The organism is Alcanivorax sp. DSM 26293, from assembly GCF_900107995.1.
Taxonomy (GTDB): Bacteria; Pseudomonadota; Gammaproteobacteria; order Pseudomonadales; family Alcanivoracaceae; genus Alcanivorax.
In genome coordinates this window covers 1-19,353 of record NZ_FNUM01000015.1, presented here as the reverse complement: position 1 = coordinate 19,353, position 19,353 = coordinate 1, and the positions used below count along the sequence as shown (strand labels likewise).

The following is a 19,353-nucleotide window of genomic DNA, read 5'->3' as shown; positions in this document are numbered from 1 at the left end:
GAGGCAAACCGACAGCCATTCGCTGCGATAACGGGCCCGAGTTCATCAGCCACGATTTCGTCGGTTGGGCTCAGAAGCGGGAGATTCGCATAGAGTATATTCAGCCCGGAAAGCCGCAGCAGAATGCCTATATCGAGCGTGCAAACCGGACAATCCGTTACAGCTGGCTTAGCAAACACCTGTTCGACAGCCTGGAGGAAGTTCAGGATTATGCGACCAAGTGGTTATGGTTTTACAATCACCGTCGACCCCACAAAGCCAATGGCGGCAAGCCGCCACTGATGGCTGCGTAAGCTCTACTTTTGGGCGATGCTAAAAATGGGGTGATTACCGTGTCACAAAGCGCCCACCTGACAGCTCTGATTTGCCAGGATAGAACACATATCGAGAAACTGAGAAATGAGCATCAACAAAGACTCGAAGGCGCCAGAAAAACGCGCAATTCACTGGTAGAGGACAGAAAAACCAAAGAGCTAGGTCGCCTGCGGAAAGAAAATACGAGGCATGCGGGCATTCTCAAGCAATATGAAGAACTTATAAGAAAGCTAGTAGAGAAAGACCTTGTAAGGCAGGAATTAGAAAGGCAGGGATTGCAGGACCCCATACAACTCGATGCGAACAAAAGGGACGACCTGGACTCTCAAGCCAAAAAGCTGGCAGCAAGACACCTTGAGGATGCTCGAATTGACGCGTCTCGCACTTCTAACTACTCAGCGCCCTGACACCACCTCCAAGTGATCCACCCAACGCTGCAACTACAAGCGTCACCCAGCCTCATAGCTATGGAGTACCCTCAACCCCTTTTCTAGAGTGATCCGGCACAGCTTCAGCCATCTTGCCGGGCATCCAATACGCGCCAGGCCTTTGTAAACGGACCGCCTGACCAATCAGGGAAAACTAAAGGTCAGTGGCGCGTAAAGTAAAGGAGACAGGCCAGCCACAGGGATTAGCTATTGAGAAACGGTGACGGAACGGTGACGAAACACAGAAAAGCATAAGCGACGCCTAAAAACCAAAAAGGCCAGTCATCCATGACTGGCCTATCTCTTTGTTTTTCCGACCTTAATTTGGTCGGGACGGGAGGATTCGAACCTCCGACCCCTTGCACCCCATGCAAGTGCGCTACCAGGCTGCGCTACGCCCCGAGATGTGCTTGGCAGGCAGAGCTACCAAAGCGGCGGCAATCATAGCGGATTTGGTGGGGGGATGGAACCGGTAAAGTGCTGTTTGGTCAGGGTTTGAGCGATGGAGGGGACAAGCTTCAAGCTGCAAGCTACAACGCGGGCTTATGCCGTGCCGACTGAGTGCCCTCGGCCCGCGTCCATTAGCGTCGGAGTGCGGGATGAGCGGTGGCTATGTGTTTGGGTAATAGGGTCTTTTCTGGTGGGCCCGGTGGAAGGGCTGCGGGCTCTTCGCCATGCGAGCATGGGCTCCAACGGGGACTCGCGGGCATGAAAAAGCCCCGGGAGCTTGGCTGCCGGGGCTTTTTTCGCCTTGCAAGCAAGGCTCCAACGGGAATGGGGCTTAGGAGGCTTTGAGGACGTCGAGGACCTCTTCCATCTCCACGATCATCTGCTTGATGAGCTGGTGGTACTGGGTGGCCTGTTCGGCGTTGGCGCCGCCGGTGAGCTGCTGGCGGGCACCACCGATAGTGAAGCCCTGATCGTACAGCAGGCTGCGGATCTGGCGGATCATCAGCACGTCCTGGCGCTGATAGTAGCGACGGTTGCCACGGCGCTTGACCGGCTTGAGCTGGGGGAATTCCTGCTCCCAGTAGCGCAGCACGTGGGGCTTTACGTCACACAGGTCGCTGACTTCACCGATGGTGAAATAACGTTTCCCTGGAATCGCCGGCAATTCGTCGTTATGACTTGGTTCCAGCATAGGCCTCAACCCGTTGTTTTAATTTTTGTCCTGGACGGAAGGTGACAACCCGGCGGGCGGTGATGGGAATTTCCTCACCGGTTTTCGGGTTGCGCCCTGGCCGTTCACTCTTGTCCCTGAGATCGAAATTGCCGAAGCCGGAGAGTTTGACAGGCACGTTGTTTTCCAGCGAATGGCGGATTTCTTCGAAGAACATCTCCACCATTTCTTTCGCTTCACGTTTGTTCAGGCCAAGCTCTTCGAACAAACGCTCGGCCATGTCCGCTTTGGTCAGCGCTCCCATCAATAGCTCCCTAACCCTTCCTTAATCAGCCCCTTAAGGCGGCGTTAAACTGTTGTTTTAACTGGGATACTACGGCATCCACCAGGTCGTTTACCTCTTCATCCTTAAGAGTGCGCGAACGGTCCTGGAAGGTCAAGCCCAAAGCAAGGCTTTTACGATTTTCACCGATGCTATCACCTTGATATATATCAAAAATCCGAACCCCTGTGAGACGTTCGTCACAGGCATTGCGGACCGCCGCCACCAGCTCGCCGGCGGGCACGTTGTCTTCCACGACAAAGGCCAGATCGCGACGCATGCGCGGCTGGTCGGAGACTCCGGCAAATGCCGGCAACACGCCCTGCTGCAGGGGGGCCAGGGCCAGTTCAAAGGCGTACAGCTGGGTCGGCAGGTCCAGATCGGCGGCCAGGCGCGGGTGGATGCGACCCAGGTAGCCTACCACCTCGCCATCGCGCTTGAGGGCGGCGGTCTGGCCCGGGTGCAGGGCCGGATGCTCGCCAGGCTCGAAGCGGAAGGCGTCGGCGTCGGACAGGGTCAGTAGCGCTTCCACGTCCCCTTTCAGGTCAAAGAAGTCCACCGGACGCTTGCCTTCCCAGTTCTGCGGCTGGGCGCTGCCGTAGAGCAGGCCGGCGATCATGGGAGTCTGTTCCAGCCCCTGCTCGGTCGGTACGAAGCGCAGGCCGGTTTCGAACAGGCGCAGGCGGTCGGCCTGCCGGTTCAGGTTGTGGCGGGCAGTGCTGAACAGGCCGGCCAGCAAGGTGGTGCGCATGACGCCCAGGTCCGTGGAGATGGGGTTAAGCAGCGGCAGCGGCTCTACCCGTGGCTCCACCTGCTTGAGCAGACCGGGCTCCACGAAGGTGTAAGTGATCGCTTCCAGATAACCACGATCGATGAGGGCATCGCCCAGGCGGCGCTGATTGACGGTTTGCTCGGCCACCGGCTCGCCGGAGGGGGAACCGGCCGGCACCCGGCTGGGCAGCTTTTCATAGCCATAGATGCGCGCCAGTTCCTCGATCAGATCGGCTTCGATGGCCATGTCGAAGCGCCAGCTGGGAGCCAGCACCATCCATTCCTGGCCGCTTTCCTGGGTGGACACTTCCATGCCCAGGCGGCTGAGAATGTCTTCTACCTGCTCGGCGGGCAGACCCATGCCCAGCAGGCCTTCGATGCGGTCGGCGCGCAGGGTGATTTCTGCCTGGCGCGGCAGCTTGCTCTCGTCTACCGCTTCGCTGACCGGACCCGGCTGGCCGCCGGCGATCTCCAGGATCAGGGCGGTGGCCCGTTCGATGGCCTCGTTCTGCAGCTGCGGGTCCACGCCCCGCTCGAAGCGGTGGGAGGAATCCGTGTGCAGGCCGTAGGAGCGGGCCTTGCCGGCGATGGCCAGGGGCGCGAAGAAGGCGCATTCCAGGAAGATGTCCCGGGTGTCGCTGGTGACGGAGGACGGCTTGCCGCCCATGACACCGGCCAGGGCCAGGGCATCGCTGTCGTCGGCGATGACCAGGGTGTCGTCGCGCAGGGTCAGCTCCTGGTCGTCCAGGGTGAGCAGTGTTTCCTCGGCACTGGCCTTGCGCACGGTGATGCCGCCGTTGAGCTTGGCCAGATCGAAGGCATGCAGGGGCTGGCCCAGTTCCAGCAGCACGTAGTTGGTCACGTCGACGATGGGATCGATGGTGCGCAGGCCGGCGCGGCGCAGGCGCTCGATCAGCCACAGGGGGCTGTCGGCGTTCACGTTGACGCCCTTGATGACCCGGCCCAGGTAACGGGGGCAGCCTTCGCTGTCCGCCAGGGTCACGGTGAGGGTGTCGTCGATGGCCGGGGCCACCTTGTCGATGTTCATGTTGGCCAGCGGGCTCTGGTTCATCACCCCCACTTCCCGGGCGATGCCACGCACGCTCAGGCAGTCGGCACGATTGGGCGTCAGGTCCACTTCGATGACCGCATCGTTGAGCTGCAGGTAATCACGGACATCGGTGCCCACCGGGGCATCTTCGGGCAGTTCCATCAGGCCATCGATGAGGTCTTCCAGGCCCAGCTCGGAGGCACCGCAGAGCATGCCGTTGGATTCCTGGCCGCGCAGCTTGGCTTTCTTGATCTTGAAGTCGCCGGGCAGGACCGCGCCCACCTGGGCGAAGGGCATTTTCAGGCCGATGCGCACGTTGGACGCGCCGCAGACTACCTGCACGGTGTCGATGCCATTGGTGACCTGGCAGACGCTGAGCTTGTCCGCATCCGGGTGCGGCTCGCAGCTTTCCACCTGACCGACCACCACGCCGGTGAAGGCCGGGGCGGCGGGTTCCACGGCGTCCACTTCCAGGCCGGCCATGGTCAGTTGCTTCACCAGGGTGTCGGTATCGATGGCGGGGCTGACCCATTCCCGCAACCAGGCTTCGTTAAAACGCATTGTCGAATTCCTTTAAATCATGGGAGTTTCTGTATGGCCGCCGGGGAATTCGCCTTGTGAACAAGGCGCCAACGGCGGCGTCTTGGTACAGAAACGCCTTAACCGAACTGGGACAGGAAGCGGGTGTCGTTTTCGAAGAACATCCGCAGGTCGTTAACGCCGTAGCGCAGCATGGTGAGGCGCTCCACGCCCATGCCAAAGGCAAAACCGCTGTATTCACTGGCGTCCACGCCGCCGTGCTCCAGCACCTTCGGGTGCACCATGCCGCAGCCCATGACTTCCAGCCAGCCGGTGTGGGAACACACCCGGCAGCCTTTACCGCCACAGCTGACACAGCCCACGTCCACTTCGGCGCTGGGCTCGGTGAACGGGAAGTAGCTGGGGCGGAAACGCACCGGCAGGTCTTCCACTTCGAACACAAACTTGAGGAATTCCGCCACGGTGCCGCGCAGATCGGCAAAGGTGACATCCTTGTCCACCAGCAGGCCTTCCACCTGGTGGAACATGGGAGTGTGAGTCAGGTCGGAGTCACAACGGTATACCCGGCCCGGGGCAATGATGCGGAACGGCGGTTTGCCCTGCTCCATCACCCGTACCTGCACCGGCGAGGTGTGGGTACGCAGCAGGCGGCCGTCACCGAAGTAGAAGGTGTCATGCATGGCCCGCGCCGGGTGGTGGGACGGAATATTCAGGGCTTCGAAGTTGTGGAAGTCGTCTTCCACTTCCGGCCCTTCGGAAATATCAAAGCCCAGACGCAGGAAGAAATCCTCAATACGGCGACGCATGCGGGTGACCGGGTGCAGGTTGCCGGGCAGTTCGCCCCGGCCCGGCAGCGTCACGTCCACGGTTTCACTGGCCAGCTGCTGGGCCAGGGCCGCTTCTTCCATGGCATGCTTGCGGGTGGCGATGGCATCCTGGACTTTCTGTTTGCCCTCGTTGATCACCGCACCGGCCTGGGGGCGCTCTTCCGCGCTCAACTTGCCAAGGCCCTTCATCAGGGCGCTGATCTCGCCTTTCTTGCCCAGGTACTTCACCCGGACATCGTCCAGGGCCCGGATATCGCCAGCCTGTTCAACGTCTGCCAGGGCAGCGTCAACCAGGGCGTTGAGATTTTCCATTGAAGACTCCGCAGTCTTTAGAAAGCTGCAAGCTGCAAGCTACAAGCTGCAACGCGGTTCAGAACCCTGCCAACCGACTACCACTTGAGCCGCGCCGATACAGTGCAGCGCGGGGAAAGCGTTTTCGTGTGGCTGCATGGAGGAATCGTGTTGCAGCTTGCAGCTTGTCGCTTGCCTCTGGTCTTTTTTCAAACAAAAACGGGGGAAGAGCGCGAGCTCTTCCCCCGTTGAGTATGCTGTTTTGTCTAGGACGAAACAGTAATCAGGCGGTGAGACTCGCTTTGGCTTTTTCGGCCAAAGCGCTAAAGGTTGCCTGATCGCGGACAGCGATGTCCGCCAGTACTTTACGGTCAACTTCGATGGACGCTTTTTTCAGACCATCGATCATGCGGCTGTAGGACAGGCCGTTCAGACGCGCAGCGGCGTTGATACGAACAATCCACAGACGACGGAACTGACGCTTGCGAACCTTACGGTCGCGGTATGCGTACTGACCGGCTTTGGTAACGGCCTGAACCGCTACACGGAATACACGGCTGCGGGCACCGTAGTAGCCTTTAGCCTGCTTGAGAATCTTCTTGTGCCGGCGACGGGCCTGCACACCACGCTTTACTCGTGCCATTTTTCAGTCTCCAAAAACCGTATCAGTTATGCGTAGGGCATCATGCGTTTAACCAGAGCTACATCAGAATCATGTACCTCGGTTTTCGGACGCAGCTGACGGATAGTCTTGGAAGACTTCTTGGTCAGGATGTGGTTTTTGAATGCCTGCTTGCGCTTGAAACCGGAGGCGGTTTTCTTGAAACGCTTGGCAGCCCCACGATTTGTCTTGATTTTAGGCATGGTACCTTCTCAAGTTGGTGAATTAATTAAACAGTCGATCAGGACTGCTTCTTCTTTTTGCCCGGGCTGAGCACCATGATCATCTGGCGCCCTTCCATGTTCGGACGTTGCTCAACGGAACCGTATTCTTCCAGGTCCTTCTCGACACGCGCGAGAAGCTCCCGGCCCAGTTCCTGGTGAGCCATCTCCCGGCCGCGGAAACGGACGGTGATTTTCGCTTTGTCGCCGGCCTCAAGGAAACGAATGAGGTTACGCAGTTTCACCTCATAGTCACCAATGTCGGTGCCGGGACGGAATTTGATTTCCTTGACCTGGGTCTGACGCTGTTTCTTGCGCCCTTCCTTGGCCTTCTGTTTGGCTTCAAACAGGTGTTTGCCATAATCCATGATTCGGCAAACCGGCGGTTCCGCACCAGGGGAGATTTCCACCAGATCCAGCTGTTTTGCGGTGGCTTTCTCCAGCGCTTCCTGCAGGGTCACGATACCGACCTGCTCACCGTCTACATCAATCAACCGAACATCGGTTGCCTGGATTTGCTGATTTATATTGGCGCGCTGCTCGCGGCCTTTGCCTCCACGCTTAATGTCGTGAACCTCCAATCTGTTATCGAAAACGAGGCAGGATGCCTCACCGCCTCAGTAAATAGGCGCGCATTGTATGCCACCACAACGGGCACAACAACCCCGACCCCAGCGGCCGGCGTGCGCAACTGACTGAAACGGAATGAATTCTGGCCGGCTGAGAGACTGCTCTCACTCCAGGCAACTGTACAAACAGGGCCTGAATTCCGGCAAGGGAGCGTATTTTAAGCAAATCTGGACACTTTTCAAGCAGTGAATCCTGCCGAACGCCCTGTGGCACGGCATTTCCCATGGACGCTCATTGCCGCGCCGCCCGCCCCAAAATGGGCCGCCAGCACCACGCCACCCACTCCAGGGGTCATTGGATCGGCCTCCCCCTATTCGCTATATTTGAACCAGTTAACAATTTCATGGGCAATAAGCTCTGCCCGGGGGAAGGTACAAGGGAATGTCAGCAGCCGATCGAAGCCAACTTACTCATCTGGCGCGGGCAGAAAACGGCCAACCCAGTGCCGAACAGCTCGAACCGGACGACACCCAGGCAGATATTCTGGATAGTCTGGTCACCAGTCTTTACAGCTGTGTTGAACACAAGGACGGCTTCGACCTCTTTCTGCGCAACATCCGCGACACCTTTGACCTGGTCAGCTGTTGCCTGGCCGTGATACAGAAAGAGCCGCACCTGAAAGGACTTTATGGCTGGGCCGTGGGCTATCCCCCCGGCGTCGTCCCCCTGATGCTCAAGACCGGCCTGGTGTTCAAGGACAAGGCGATTGCCCGGGCACTGGAAACGGGCCCCAACGCCCTGTTCAGCTACGCCGATGGCGACCCGGAGAGCGACTTTCTCGCAGATATGTCCACCTTCTCCCGGACCTGGATACGCGCCGCCGGCATTATCGACAGTGCTACCATTGCGTTCACCAACAAATACCAGCAACACGTGGTACTGGTATTCAACCGCCACAAAGACAGCCGGGTATTCAGCAAGACAGAAATGGCCATGCTTTCGCGGCTGAAAAAACACGCTGAAATAGCCCTCGATTTGTATGAGCGACTGCACCGCTCGGAGCAGAGCTTCAAGGACCTGCAAAGCAGCATCGCCGTATTGAAACAGCCCGTCGCCGTCTTTTCGCCGGTTTCTCTCCTGGTCAGTGCCAGCCCGGCCTTTGTGGAGATCGGCAAACGCTACAGGGTATTCACCATCAATCGGGACAACCGGGAAATCGCGTTCAGGGATCAACAGTTTGGCAAGGATTTCTACACCCAGCTGATGCTGTTCATTACCGGCAAGACCGGCGCCCTGGACGACAGCGACACCCTTTACCTGCAAACCAGCGCCCTGCCCCTGCGGATCTCCATCACCCCGGTACACAACCGAGAAAGCAACAACAGCAATGTCCTGGTGGAAATTTTCGACCCCAATGTCTGCCGCACCCCCAGCATTGCCGAAATCCGCAAGGTCATCAGCGCCACCGAAGCCGAGGCCCGCGTCTGCCTGTGCCTGCTCAAGGGGGCCAATACCGCAGAAACTGCCGAGCAAATGGAATTGGCCATCAGCACCATTCGCACCAACATAAAATCACTGCTGCAGAAGAACAGCTTCAGCAGACAGGTCGACCTGATTACACACCTGATGCGAGTTTGCTCTTGAGCTTCACGGTGCTGGCGACGACCCTGAAAGACCACAAAAAAGGCGGCCATATGGCCGCCTTTTTTATTCTACGTGATTCATTCCCCACTCTATTATCAATAAGCCATTTTTGTCTTTTATTTTCAACGGCTTATTATACTGATAATCGGTAACACCATGATAAATACCATGCTCAGAAATTCCTTAAAAATAATTTCATTTTTTACTGACAGCTCCTCTCAACAGGGTCAGAACCAGCCAAACCGGGTAAAAAGCCACCAACCCTGTGGAGACGCCCATCCCCGCTACTGTCAGAAAAAAGGTATAACGCTGACGCTAACCATTTTACCGTATCTCTCCCGACCCAACCTAAAGAGATTTCAGTCCCCCTCGAAGCCTGCCGAAATGCTCAGGGCAAGTGTCGGGAGTTCATTGCGCCCCAATGATACTATCGTGCCCTCGAAAAAACAGCGGGAACAGCCTTAAATGCGCGAACAATTGGAGCGATATCAAGTCTGGCTTTATCTCCTAGTCATCCTGGCCGGCATGACCATCGGCTGGATGTCACCAGAGCAGACTCGTCATTGGGAAGCGCTGCTTTGGCCGGCCCTGGGTGTTCTCCTGTACACTACTTTCACTCAGGTACCACTGATACATCTCAGGTCGGCATTTCGTGATCGCCGCTTTCTGGCCGCTTTGCTGACGGGCAATTTTATCCTGATACCGGTGGTCGTTGGTCTTCTGTTGTGGCTGTTACCGGATGATCCCGCTATTCGTCTCGGCGTACTGCTGGTACTGCTGGTGCCCTGTACGGACTGGTTTATCAGTTTTACCCATCTCGGTGGTGGGGACGGTGCCAGGGCCATAGCGGCCGCGCCGATCCTTCTGCTGGTCCAGCTCATTTTGCTACCCATTTATATCTGGCTCTTCATGGGCAATATCGCCATTGAACTGGCGGTTGGCAGCCACTTGCTGCCGGCATTCTTCGGATTGATTGTCACCCCGCTGATCCTGGCCTGGATTACCGAACGGTTGACGGAAAAGCACCCGCGCGCGCAAACACTGGTGGACTGGCTTGGGTGGCTGCCCGTGCCGTTGCTGGCATTGGTGGTGTTTCTAATTGCCGGCTCCCAGGTCAGCCTGGTGATCGACAATGGCGCCCTGCTGTGGTCGGCGCTTGTGGTTTTTGTACTTTATCTGGTTGCCGCCGCTACCATCGGCAAGGGGCTCAGTGAGCTATTCGGGTTCACGCCCACTATCGGCCGCACCCTCACCTTCAGCTTTGGTACCCGCAACTCCTTCGTCATGCTGCCGCTGGCGCTGTCACTGCCGGAGCCCTGGCGTGCCGCCATCGTTGTCATCGTCTTCCAATCCCTGGTCGAGTTGTTTGGCATGGTGGCGTATCTGCGTTGGCTGCCGCGCCTGATCAGGAATGCCGACTGAGCCGGGAACGCAGCCTTACCCGGCGCAACAGGACAATTGAGTCACGTCCTTGGTAAAAGTCTGGGCGCAGAGCTTGAGCCCTTCCACCATGGTCAGGTAGGGAAACAGCTCTTCAGCCAATTCCTGCACGGTCATATTGGCCCGCATCGCCATGACCGCCGGCATGGCGCGAAGATCGAGCATAGCGTCGCCGCCGGCCATATTGATCCCGGCCCGGCTGCCCCCGGCGGCAGCCACATAGACGAACTGCGGTTGGTCGGTGCAATCGCCCGCCACTCAGGGCAGCGCACTACGGACACACGTAACGCCATGGGAGTCCAGTCCTTTCTATGTGGTTGCCTTTCTGCTAGCCTCACGATCAAATTCCGGGACCACTTGCATGATTAAACGCTGTTTCATAGTCGCAATGACGCTGTTGATTGCTTTGCAGTCAGTGGCGTCTATTGCCTATGAAGCACAACCGCACAACCCCGCAATGCCACATTATGATGAGCATTCACACGAATCAGCGGATTTTTCCAGCGAAAATCAGGCAACCAAGTCGTCTCCCGACAGCCCCAGTCATTCAGCGGACCATGGCCATCACAGCCACAGCTGCTTTCACATGGTGTTGCTGGGAACCCTCACAGACATTTCCGGCTTGGCTGCGGGAATAGTACAGTCCGACTACCAAGCCAACTTCACCACCGGGGTTCAATCCTCCCTTTTCCGCCCTCCCATTTCCTGACCGTGCGAATACCTTCCCCACCCGGGGAACAACTGTCATTTAGACTTTCGTAGGAGCAGCCTCATGCTTTTCAGAATGCCCATGAAAACTGGGCGGCGCGCAATGCCGTCCCACTCTATTATCCATGCCTTTTCCCTTCTAGCGCTGGCATTCGGTGCTGCCCTGGCACACGCCGGGGAGAAACCGCTCACTCTGTCCGAGGCCCTCTCGCGGACCATGGCGCAAAACCCCGGCCTCCAGGTCTTCGATTTTCGCCTTCAGGGCCTTGATGGCCGCCGCATTACGGCAGATCAAAATCCTGCCCTGGAGGCCGGCCTGGAAGTGGAAAACTTCCTCGGCAGCGACAATCTGCGAGGAGTTGACGGGGCAGAGTACACCCTATCCCTGTCATCGGTTCTCGAACTTGGCGGCAAGCGTCAGGCCCGCGTCAGCGTGGTTGACTCACGATACGGGCGCGTCGAGGCCGAGCGCCGGGCCGAGACCCTGGATGTGCTCGGACAGGTGACCCAGCGCTTTGTCGCCACCCTGGCCCTGCAGGAAAAACTCCAACTCGCCGCTGAAGCCGTGGCGCTGGCCGAGGCCACCCACGAGATCGTCACCCGTCGCGCCGACCGCGGCGCGGCGCCCCAGGCCGAAGTCCTGCGCGCCAGGGCCGCGCTCACCCAGAGTCGTATTGAGCAGTCCCATCTGCGAGCCGCCTACGAGAGCCGGAAAATGGCTCTGGCTTCCCTGTGGGGTGATACCAGCCCGGACTTTCAAATGCTGGAAGGCGACCTGTTCCAGTTCGGTTCCTCCGACAACTTCGTTGCTCTGTACCAGCGGGTCAGCGACAGCCCGGCCATTCAAATCTACGCCAGCGAACAGCGTATCCGCGAAGCGGAAATTCAGCTGGCGCGCAGCCAGTCCGAGAGCGACATCCGTTGGCAGGTCGGCATCCGGCGCTTCGAAGAGACGGATGATACGGCCTTGACCGCTGGGCTCTCGGTACCGCTCTTTTCCGGACGGCGCAATCGCGGCGAGGTGCAGGCCGCCCTGGCGGCGCGGGATGAGGTCCGATTCCGCCGGGAGGATACCCTGCTGCGCCTCCATTCGCGCCTGTTCGACGCCTACCACTTGCGGCAACAAAGCATCGAGACTGTTGAGCAGATTCGCAGCCAAATGCTTCCCGACCTGACCGAGGCACTCACTCAGACCCGCGAAGCCTATGAAAACGGCCGCTACAGCTATGTGGAGTGGACCGCCGCACAGCGGGAGCTGCTCTCAGCACGGGAGGCACTGGTCGACGCCGCCACCACGGCGCTGCTCAACCAGGCGTTGATCGAACAACTTACGGCGCAGCCACTCGCGACTGTTCCGGGCGCCCCGACGCGCTAACCCACAAATTCAGGATTCACACCATGCAACTGATAAAACAACTCTGTCTGATTCTGGTGGCCACCTGCCTTGCCATCAGCCCCTTACAAGCTGCCGAGGAACAACACGACGAATCGCAGGCAGAGGCCAGGGGGCCTCACGGCGGCATACTGCTGCAACAGAACGACGCCACCGTCGAACTGCAGATCTTCGAGCAGGGGGTCCCACCGGAATACCGGGCCTGGGTCACCAGGGATGGCCGCGCCGTTACTGATGATATTGACCTCAATGTCCAGCTCACCCGCCTGGGTGGGCAAGTGGACACCTTCGACTTCGCCTACCAGGGGGACTACTGGCTGGGGGATGGCGTGGTGACCGAACCCCACTCCTTCGACGTAGAAGTGAGCCTCGCCATGGACGGCAAGAACTACCGCTGGCACTGGGAATCCCACGAAGGTCGCACCCGGATCGCCCCGGCTATCGCCCGAAAAGCGGGTATCACAACGGCCGCAGCCGGGCCGAGTGCCATCGAGCGCAGCCTCACCACCTACGGCAGCCTGACCACGGCACCGCAGCAGATTGCCCGGATCCGCGCCCGTTTCCCGGGCGTGGTCAGCCAGGTGAAGGTCAATCTGGGCGATCGGGTCGAGCGTGGTGACGTGCTCGCTCAAGTCGAGTCCAACGAAAGCCTGCAAACCTACGCACTGCGAGCGCCCATCGACGGGATCGTCATTGAGCGTCGGATCAGCAACGGAGAAATGACCGGGGAGCAACCCCTATTCGCCATTGCCGATTTGACCACTCTGTGGGCGGAATTCAAGGTCTTCCCCGGCCAACGGGCCGAGGTTGCCATTGGCCAGAAAGTCCGACTGAAGGCTGACGGCATTGACCGGGAAGGCACCATCCGCCACCTGCTGCCGGCACCCGGCAACGCGCCCTACACCCTGGCCCGGGTCGAAGTCGACAATGCCGAGGGACTGCTGACCCCCGGTTTGCTGGTGGCCGGGGATATCGTGGTGGAAACGGTGGAGGCCCCCTTGGTGGTTGACAACCGCGCCCTGCAATCCTTCCGGGACTGGACCGTGGTGTTTATTCAGGTGGATGACACCTACGAGATCCGCCCACTGGAGCTGGGCCGCAGCGACGGCAACCTGACTGAGGTGCTGGGCGGCCTGCAAGCAGGCGATCGCTATGTGGTGGAAAACAGTTATTTGATCAAGGCCGATATCGAAAAATCCGGCGCATCCCACGACCACTAACCCAGGAGGCTTTGATGATAAACGCCATCTTACGCTTCTCGGTAGAGCGGCGGTTTTTAACGTTATCCCTTATTCTGGTGCTGGTCGGCGTGGGCGTGTGGAGTTTTCAGCGCCTGCCCATCGACGCGGTGCCGGATATCACCAATGTCCAGGTACAGATCAACACCGAGGCACCGGGCTATTCGCCCCTGGAGGCAGAGCAACGCATCACCTTCCCGGTGGAAACGGCCTTGTACGGCCTGCCCAACCTGTCCTATACCCGGTCCCTGTCCCGCTACGGCCTGTCCCAGGTCACGGTGGTGTTCGAGGAAGGCACGGACATCTATTTCGCCCGCAACCTGATCAATGAGCGCTTGGGCGCCATCAAGAGCGCGCTGCCACCCGGGCTGGAGCCGGAGATGGGTCCCATCGCCACCGGTCTTGGCGAGATCTTCATGTACACCGTAGAAGCCCTGCCCGGTGCCACTCAAGCGGATGGCAGTCCGCTGGACGCTACGGCACTGCGTGAGATCCAGGACTGGATCATCAAACCCCAGTTGGCCCAGGTGCCCGGCGTGATCGAGGTCAACACCATTGGCGGCTACGACAAGCAGTACCACGTCACGCCGTCGCCCCAACGGTTGCTGGAGTTCGGCATCACGGTGGATGAACTGGTCAGCACCCTGCGGGCCAATAACACCAATCGCGGCGCCGGCTATATCGAACGCAACGGCCAACAGCTGTTGGTGCGCTCGCCCGGGCAGCTGGCCACCATTGGCGATATTGAACAGGTGGTGATTGCCAACCGGGATGGTGTGCCAGTCCGGGTAGCCGATGTAGCTGAAGTGGCCATTGGCAAGGAGCTGCGCACCGGCGCCGCCACCCGCGACGGCAAGGAAACGGTGATGGGCACCGCCATGATGCTGGTGGGGGAAAATTCCCGGGCGGTAGCACAGGCGGTGGCCGAAAAGCTGGAGGCCATTCAGCCCTCCCTGCCCGACGGCGTCAAGGTGGAGGCGGTATACGACCGCACAGCCCTGGTGGACAAGGCGATTGCCACGGTGGAGAAGAACCTGCTTGAAGGGGCACTGCTGGTGATCGTGGTGCTGTTTCTGTTGCTGGGCAACCTGCGCGCCGCCTTGATCACGGCAGCTGTCATTCCGCTTTCGATGCTCGCCACCATCACCGGTATGGTGCGGTCTGGCGTATCCGCCAATTTGATGAGTCTGGGGGCGCTGGATTTCGGCCTGATCGTCGACGGCGCGGTCATCATCGTCGAGAACTGTATCCGGCGCCTGTCCCAGGCCCAGCACCAGGGTCAGTTGGCCCTCAAGGAACGTCTGCAATTGGTGTTCGAGGCCACCAACGAAGTGATTCGTCCCAGCCTGTTTGGTGTCGCCATCATTACTGTGGTGTACCTGCCGATCTTTGCTCTCACCGGGGTCGAGGGCAAGATGTTCCACCCCATGGCGGCCACTGTCGTAATGGCACTGCTGGCGGCCATGGTGCTGTCACTGACCGTGGTGCCCGCCGCTGTTGCGGTCTTTATGGGGGGCAAGATCAGCGAAAAGGAAAGCCCGGTAATCAGCGGTGCTAAATCGCTCTACAGGCCTGCGCTGCGGGTGGCTATGAGGTTCCGCTGGCTGGTGTTGGGCGGCGCGACCACGCTGGTAGCGGTCTGTCTCTGGCTGGCGACCACCCTGGGGTCGGAATTTATTCCACAACTGGATGAAGGGGATATTGCACTCCATGCCCTGCGCATCCCGGGCACCGGGTTGGAGCAGTCCATCGAGATGCAATCGCAGCTGGAAGAACGGCTGAAGGCCTTTGGGGAGGTGGACAAGGTGTTCGCCAAGATCGGCACGCCGGAAGTGGCCACCGACCCCATGCCCCCCAGCGTAGCGGACAACTTTGTTATCTTGAAGCCCCGCAGCCAATGGCCGAACCCAGACAAAACCAAGGATGAACTGGTGGCGGAAATGGCAGCAGCGGTGGAAATGCTTCCCGGCAACAAGTATGAGTTCACCCAGCCCATAGAAATGCGCTTCAACGAACTGATCTCCGGCGTGCGCGCCGACCTCGGCATCAAGGTGTTCGGCGATGACCTGGATCAGCTGCTGGCATCGGCCAACGACGTCCTTGAGGTTGTGGAATCCATGGAGGGCGCCGCCGATGCCCGGGTCGAACAGGTGACCGGCCTGCCCATGCTGTCGGTACACCCCAAGCGCATGGCGCTATCCCGCTACGGGCTGACCGTGGATGATCTCCAGGATCTGGTGGCAGCCGGTGTCGGGGGCGAAAACGCCGGCCTGATTTACGAAGGCGACCGCCGCTTCCAGTTGGTGGTGCGTCTTCCCGAAGACATCCGCCGGGATGTGGACAGCCTCGCGGACCTACCTGTCCCCCTGCCGGACGGTGGCTATGTGCCCCTGTCGGAAGTGGCCGAGCTGGAGCTGGCTCCGGCGCCCAACCAGATCAGCCGGGAAAACGGCAAGCGTCGGGTGGTGGTCACCGCCAACGTGCGGGACCGCGACCTGGGCGGATTTGTCGAGGAAGCACAGGCGCGCATTGCGGACGACGTGGACCTACCCGCCGGATACTGGCTGGATTACGGCGGGACCTTCGAGCAACTGCAGTCCGCCAGTCAGCGGCTTGCCATCGTGGTGCCCGTGACCCTCGCCATCATCCTCGCACTCTTGGTGATGGCCTTCGGCTCCCTCAAAGATGCCTTGATCATCTTCACCGGCGTGCCACTGGCCCTCACCGGCGGGGTTCTGTCCCTGTGGCTGCGAGACATGCCCCTGTCGATCTCGGCGGGTGTTGGCTTTATCGCCCTCTCCGGGGTGGCGGTGTTAAACGGCTTGGTGATGATCGCCTTTATCCGCGATCTGTGGCACGAGCAGGGTGACCTGATGAAGGCCATTGTCGAAGGCGCCCTGATCCGCTTACGGCCGGTATTGATGACCGCCCTGGTAGCAAGCCTCGGCTTTGTACCCATGGCACTCAATACCGGCACCGGTGCCGAAGTACAGCGTCCTCTGGCGACCGTGGTGATCGGCGGGATTATCTCGTCCACCCTGTTGACGTTGTTTGTACTCCCTGTGCTCTATGCGCTGTTGCATGGCAGAAGTGCCAGTAACTCCACGCCCACAGGCGACATTAATCACGACACTGATAGTTAACCAACACTCCATCGTGGGGGGGGAATCTCCCCATGATTTTTTCAATGTTCTTTTATTGCGGTTTATATCCTGGAAAGACTATGAACGATCCACCCAAGCAACGAATAGATGACTTGAAAGAAGCCTCACCCTTTCGAACACATCGCATCCACGCCATCAACAGTGACTGGTATTTTTTAACCCGTGAAGGTCAAAATATCGGGCCATTCCCGAACAAAAAAGCGGCCTAAGACAGCCTTGCGGAACTCCTGAAAACTGTCAAAAAGGATGAGTAGCCAATGGCCCAAAATCCACAAAGTCGCCAAGGTACAGGCGACCAGGCACAGAGTAAGCTGAATACAGCAGATGCCTCTTTATAAATAGCCACCAACTAGGTTAACCCAATGAGTCACGACCATGTGCATATACCCCCCGAGACCAAGGATAAACGCGTTGCCATCGCCATCTGGGCGAACGGGATCCTGACCCTGGCTCAGATTGGGGGAGGTATCTTTGCCGGCAGTCTCGCCCTTATCGCGGACGCCTTGCATAACTTCTCTGACATGGCCTCACTCGTCATCGCGTTCGCGGCGCAAAAAATTGCGCGCCGCCAGGCTGACGCAAGGATGACCTTTGGCTACGGACGCATTGAAATCGTTGCAGCTCTCATCAACTACACTACCTTGATCATTATCGGGATCTACCTGGTTTACGAAGGTGGCATGCGGATAATCGATCCTCCAGAGGTAAAGGGCTGGTGGGTCGTCTGGCTTGGTGGTATCGCTCTGGCTGTGGACGCCTTGACAGCGTTGCTCACCTATTCGATGCAGAAAGACAGCGTCAATATCCGTGCACTGTTTCTTCACAATCTGTCGGATGCACTCGCGTCGGTCGCCGTGGTCATTGGCGGGACTCTTATTTTGCTCTACGACATGCGCTGGGTTGATCCTGCCATCACCATCGGTATCGCGGGCTATATTCTCTACCTGGGCCTGACAGAAATCGGCGGCACCATCAGAACACTCATGCTGGGTAGCCCGGTGGACATCGATACCGATGCCGTCATTGTTGCCCTCTCCAACATCGAAGGCGTTATCGACCTTCACCATGTGCATTTTTGGCAGATGGGCGAACACGATGCCTCGCTGGAGGCCCATGTGATTATCGAGGAAAGTGCATGGGATCAGCTTGAGAATATCAAATACAGGATAAAACAGGCTCTGGCGCAGGAATTCAACATACGTCATTCAACACTGGAATTCGAGCACCCGGACCACATGCACAAGGATGCCCACACCTATGGGCACGGTTGACAGAAAATTCTCCATAAGCATCGGCGAGAGCGGCGACTATTTTAATAGGCCGCCCAGGCGCGGAATTTTGCCGGCATGAATCCGAGCAGCGAGAAAGGACCAGAGACTAATAGCGCAGTTGCAGAATTCGCCGGGCGCCATTCAGCACAATCAGCCCGATGATCAGACCAATAACCAGGTCGGGATAACGGGAACCCGTCCAGGCGACCAATACACCGGCGACGATAACGCCCACATTGGCGATGACATCGTTAGCGGAAAAGATCCAACTTGCTTTCATGTGTGCGCCGCCGTGCCGGTTTCTTGCGATAAGCACCAGACACCAGACGTTGGCCGCCAGGGCCACAAGACCAAAACCCATCATTAACGCGGATACGGGTTCGCTGCCGAAAACAAATCGCCGCCCGACTTCAGCCAGGACTCCCAGCGCCAGAATCAACTGCAGCCAGCCTGACAAATGCGCCGCGCGCAGCTTGGTGCGAAGGCTGTTCGCCACCGCATAGAGGGCGACGCCATAGACCGCGGCATCAGCAAACATGTCCAAAGAATCCGCTATCAAGCCAGTGGATTGCGCCAGCCAGCCTACCGTCAGTTCAACCACGAACATAACGCCGTTGATGGCCAGCAACCACTTCAGTATACCGGCTTCGACCTGGGCGGTTGCCTCTTCCTTCTCCCTGGCCAGGACTAAATCCTCTTCCCCCGCCGGGGTGGTTTTTTCGAGCGTGGCACCCAGCCCCAGGGAACGCATCCTCTCCTCGATGGCAGCCCCATTGTCGCCATGGAATACCCGCACCTTCCGATTCGGTGTATCGAACTCCAGTAAAACCCGGGGCTCAATACTGTCCAGAGCCATGCGGATCATCCCCTCTTCCGACGGGCAGTCCATTTTTGGTACCCGGTAGTCACTGACATAGCCATGTTGAAAAGCCGTATCAGTATTCGCTATCCCAGAAGTGGGGGCACTGGCAATCTTGTTGCTCTGGCAGTTGTCATTACACGGGTCAGACATCGAAAAAAGGGTAATCACCCCGAAATTTAGCCCTGCTCAAAAGTAGAATTTTCTCGTAACCTAGCACGAAGGAGATTCTGCATGAAGAAGTCACGATTTTCGGACAGCCAGATCCTGGCGATCCTCAAGCAAGCGGAGAATGGCGTCCCTGTTCCCGAGCTGTGCCGGGAGCATGGCATGAGCAGCGCCAGCTTCTACAAGTGGCGCGCCAAGTACGGCGGTATGGACGCGTCCTTGATGGCTCGCCTGAAGGAGCTTGAGGACGAGAACCGCAGGCTCAAGAAAATGTATGCCGAGGAGCGCCTCAAGGCCGAGATTGTCCAGGAGGCACTCACAAAAAAGTGGTAAAGCCATCCCGGCGCAAGG

18 protein-coding genes, 1 tRNA gene and 2 pseudogenes are annotated in these 19,353 nt (G+C 58.6%); 11 read left to right on the top strand and 10 right to left on the bottom strand.

Going from position 1 to position 19,353, the window contains the following annotated elements; all coding sequences use genetic code 11:
- Together C4S63_RS16985 and C4S63_RS16980 are read left to right on the top strand one after the other, a co-directional pair.
- On the top strand, positions 1–293 hold a 293-nt coding region (locus C4S63_RS16985; RefSeq protein ID WP_146063400.1), incomplete at its 5' end, for an integrase core domain-containing protein.
- 39 nt (positions 294–332) lie between these two features.
- Positions 333–722 carry a hypothetical protein gene (locus tag C4S63_RS16980; protein ID WP_103918249.1) on the top strand — a complete coding sequence of 130 codons (390 nt, stop codon included), beginning with the start codon at positions 333–335 and terminating at the stop codon, positions 720–722.
- Between the two features lie 346 nt (positions 723–1,068).
- Here C4S63_RS16980 and C4S63_RS16975 read toward each other — a convergent pair.
- From C4S63_RS16975 to infC, 8 genes are all read right to left on the bottom strand, one after another.
- A tRNA-Pro gene (locus tag C4S63_RS16975) sits at positions 1,069–1,145 on the bottom strand.
- 379 nt (positions 1,146–1,524) lie between these two features.
- A complete protein-coding gene (locus tag C4S63_RS16970) occupies positions 1,525–1,884 on the bottom strand; it encodes a MerR family transcriptional regulator (protein WP_035249051.1) in 360 nt (119 codons plus the stop codon).
- A complete protein-coding gene (ihfA, locus tag C4S63_RS16965) occupies positions 1,865–2,167 on the bottom strand; it encodes an integration host factor subunit alpha (RefSeq protein ID WP_062817366.1) in 303 nt (100 codons plus the stop codon). Before ihfA ends, C4S63_RS16970 begins: the two co-directional genes overlap by 20 nt.
- Positions 2,168–2,192: 25 nt before the next feature.
- Positions 2,193–4,568 carry a phenylalanine--tRNA ligase subunit beta gene (gene pheT, locus C4S63_RS16960; protein WP_103918248.1) on the bottom strand — a complete coding sequence of 792 codons (2,376 nt, stop codon included), beginning with the start codon at positions 4,566–4,568 and terminating at the stop codon, positions 2,193–2,195.
- A gap of 98 nt (positions 4,569–4,666) precedes the next feature.
- On the bottom strand, positions 4,667–5,686 hold the full coding sequence (gene pheS, locus C4S63_RS16955) for a phenylalanine--tRNA ligase subunit alpha (protein ID WP_063508264.1): 1,020 nt from the start codon (positions 5,684–5,686) through the stop codon (positions 4,667–4,669).
- 262 nt (positions 5,687–5,948) lie between these two features.
- Complete coding sequence (gene rplT / locus C4S63_RS16950; protein ID WP_062817369.1) at positions 5,949–6,308, bottom strand: 50S ribosomal protein L20; 360 nt, start codon at positions 6,306–6,308, stop codon at positions 5,949–5,951.
- A 26-nt stretch (positions 6,309–6,334) separates the two neighbouring features.
- The gene (gene rpmI / locus C4S63_RS16945; RefSeq protein ID WP_062817370.1) at positions 6,335–6,529 is read right to left on the bottom strand and encodes a 50S ribosomal protein L35; all 195 of its coding nucleotides are present in this window, start codon (positions 6,527–6,529) and stop codon (positions 6,335–6,337) included.
- Positions 6,530–6,567: 38 nt separating this feature from the next.
- The gene (infC, locus tag C4S63_RS16940; RefSeq protein ID WP_369826459.1) at positions 6,568–7,113 is read right to left on the bottom strand and encodes a translation initiation factor IF-3; all 546 of its coding nucleotides are present in this window, start codon (positions 7,111–7,113) and stop codon (positions 6,568–6,570) included.
- A 445-nt stretch (positions 7,114–7,558) separates the two neighbouring features.
- Here infC and C4S63_RS16935 point away from each other — a divergent pair, with 445 nt between their 5' ends.
- Together C4S63_RS16935 and C4S63_RS16930 are read left to right on the top strand one after the other, a co-directional pair.
- Positions 7,559–8,761, top strand: a complete 1,203-nt coding sequence (locus C4S63_RS16935) for a helix-turn-helix transcriptional regulator (protein WP_103918246.1) — start codon at positions 7,559–7,561, stop codon at positions 8,759–8,761.
- Between the two features lie 465 nt (positions 8,762–9,226).
- Positions 9,227–10,183 (top strand): arsenic resistance protein, encoded by a 957-nt coding sequence (locus tag C4S63_RS16930; protein WP_042924031.1) that lies wholly within the window; start codon positions 9,227–9,229, stop codon positions 10,181–10,183.
- Between the two features lie 15 nt (positions 10,184–10,198).
- Here the strand turns inward: C4S63_RS16930 and C4S63_RS17620 are convergent.
- Positions 10,199–10,456 (bottom strand): annotated as a pseudogene (locus C4S63_RS17620) (mercuric reductase); the annotation flags it as partial.
- A gap of 106 nt (positions 10,457–10,562) precedes the next feature.
- On the opposite strand from C4S63_RS17620, the gene C4S63_RS17335 reads away from it, so the two are divergent.
- The 6 genes from C4S63_RS17335 (at position 10,563) to C4S63_RS16905 (ending at position 17,975) form a co-directional block, all read left to right on the top strand.
- Positions 10,563–10,910: a hypothetical protein gene (locus C4S63_RS17335; protein WP_146063404.1), complete on the top strand. Its 348-nt coding sequence runs from the start codon at positions 10,563–10,565 to the stop codon at positions 10,908–10,910.
- Positions 10,911–11,012: 102 nt separating this feature from the next.
- Entirely contained in the window at positions 11,013–12,284 is a 1,272-nt protein-coding gene (locus C4S63_RS16920) for a TolC family protein (protein WP_227548807.1), read from the top strand.
- Between the two features lie 23 nt (positions 12,285–12,307).
- Positions 12,308–13,522, top strand: coding sequence for an efflux RND transporter periplasmic adaptor subunit (locus C4S63_RS16915; RefSeq protein WP_009575228.1), 1,215 nt, complete (start codon positions 12,308–12,310; stop codon positions 13,520–13,522).
- Between the two features lie 14 nt (positions 13,523–13,536).
- A complete protein-coding gene (locus tag C4S63_RS16910) occupies positions 13,537–16,683 on the top strand; it encodes an efflux RND transporter permease subunit (protein WP_044629832.1) in 3,147 nt (1,048 codons plus the stop codon).
- Between the two features lie 80 nt (positions 16,684–16,763).
- Positions 16,764–16,913, top strand: coding sequence for a DUF6316 family protein (locus C4S63_RS17415; RefSeq protein ID WP_160052790.1), 150 nt, complete (start codon positions 16,764–16,766; stop codon positions 16,911–16,913).
- A gap of 153 nt (positions 16,914–17,066) precedes the next feature.
- Complete coding sequence (locus tag C4S63_RS16905; protein ID WP_042924023.1) at positions 17,067–17,975, top strand: cation diffusion facilitator family transporter; 909 nt, start codon at positions 17,067–17,069, stop codon at positions 17,973–17,975.
- A 106-nt stretch (positions 17,976–18,081) separates the two neighbouring features.
- Here C4S63_RS16905 and C4S63_RS16900 read toward each other — a convergent pair whose 3' ends face one another.
- Positions 18,082–18,987, bottom strand: a complete 906-nt coding sequence (locus C4S63_RS16900; protein ID WP_042924021.1) for a cation transporter — start codon at positions 18,985–18,987, stop codon at positions 18,082–18,084.
- A gap of 81 nt (positions 18,988–19,068) precedes the next feature.
- On the opposite strand from C4S63_RS16900, the pseudogene C4S63_RS16895 reads away from it, so the two are divergent.
- A pseudogene (locus tag C4S63_RS16895) lies at positions 19,069–19,353 on the top strand (transposase); the annotation flags it as partial.

Bases quoted from the DNA above. Each gene is read 5' to 3' on its own strand.
- C4S63_RS16935 (WP_103918246.1), top strand. From the start codon at position 7,559: ATGTCAGCAGCCGATCGAAGCCAACTTACTCATCTGGCGCGGGCAGAA.
- C4S63_RS16900 (WP_042924021.1), bottom strand. From the start codon at position 18,987: ATGTCTGACCCGTGTAATGACAACTGCCAGAGCAACAAGATTGCCAGT.
- C4S63_RS16905 (WP_042924023.1), top strand. From the start codon at position 17,067: ATGAGTCACGACCATGTGCATATACCCCCCGAGACCAAGGATAAACGC.
- C4S63_RS17415 (WP_160052790.1), top strand. From the start codon at position 16,764: ATGAACGATCCACCCAAGCAACGAATAGATGACTTGAAAGAAGCCTCA.
- pheT (WP_103918248.1), bottom strand. From the start codon at position 4,568: ATGCGTTTTAACGAAGCCTGGTTGCGGGAATGGGTCAGCCCCGCCATC.
- pheS (WP_063508264.1), bottom strand. From the start codon at position 5,686: ATGGAAAATCTCAACGCCCTGGTTGACGCTGCCCTGGCAGACGTTGAA.
- C4S63_RS16910 (WP_044629832.1), top strand. From the start codon at position 13,537: ATGATAAACGCCATCTTACGCTTCTCGGTAGAGCGGCGGTTTTTAACG.
- C4S63_RS16920 (WP_227548807.1), top strand. From the start codon at position 11,013: ATGCCGTCCCACTCTATTATCCATGCCTTTTCCCTTCTAGCGCTGGCA.
- C4S63_RS17335 (WP_146063404.1), top strand. From the start codon at position 10,563: ATGATTAAACGCTGTTTCATAGTCGCAATGACGCTGTTGATTGCTTTG.
- rplT (WP_062817369.1), bottom strand. From the start codon at position 6,308: ATGGCACGAGTAAAGCGTGGTGTGCAGGCCCGTCGCCGGCACAAGAAG.
- rpmI (WP_062817370.1), bottom strand. From the start codon at position 6,529: ATGCCTAAAATCAAGACAAATCGTGGGGCTGCCAAGCGTTTCAAGAAA.
- C4S63_RS16915 (WP_009575228.1), top strand. From the start codon at position 12,308: ATGCAACTGATAAAACAACTCTGTCTGATTCTGGTGGCCACCTGCCTT.
- ihfA (WP_062817366.1), bottom strand. From the start codon at position 2,167: ATGGGAGCGCTGACCAAAGCGGACATGGCCGAGCGTTTGTTCGAAGAG.
- C4S63_RS16930 (WP_042924031.1), top strand. From the start codon at position 9,227: ATGCGCGAACAATTGGAGCGATATCAAGTCTGGCTTTATCTCCTAGTC.
- C4S63_RS16970 (WP_035249051.1), bottom strand. From the start codon at position 1,884: ATGCTGGAACCAAGTCATAACGACGAATTGCCGGCGATTCCAGGGAAA.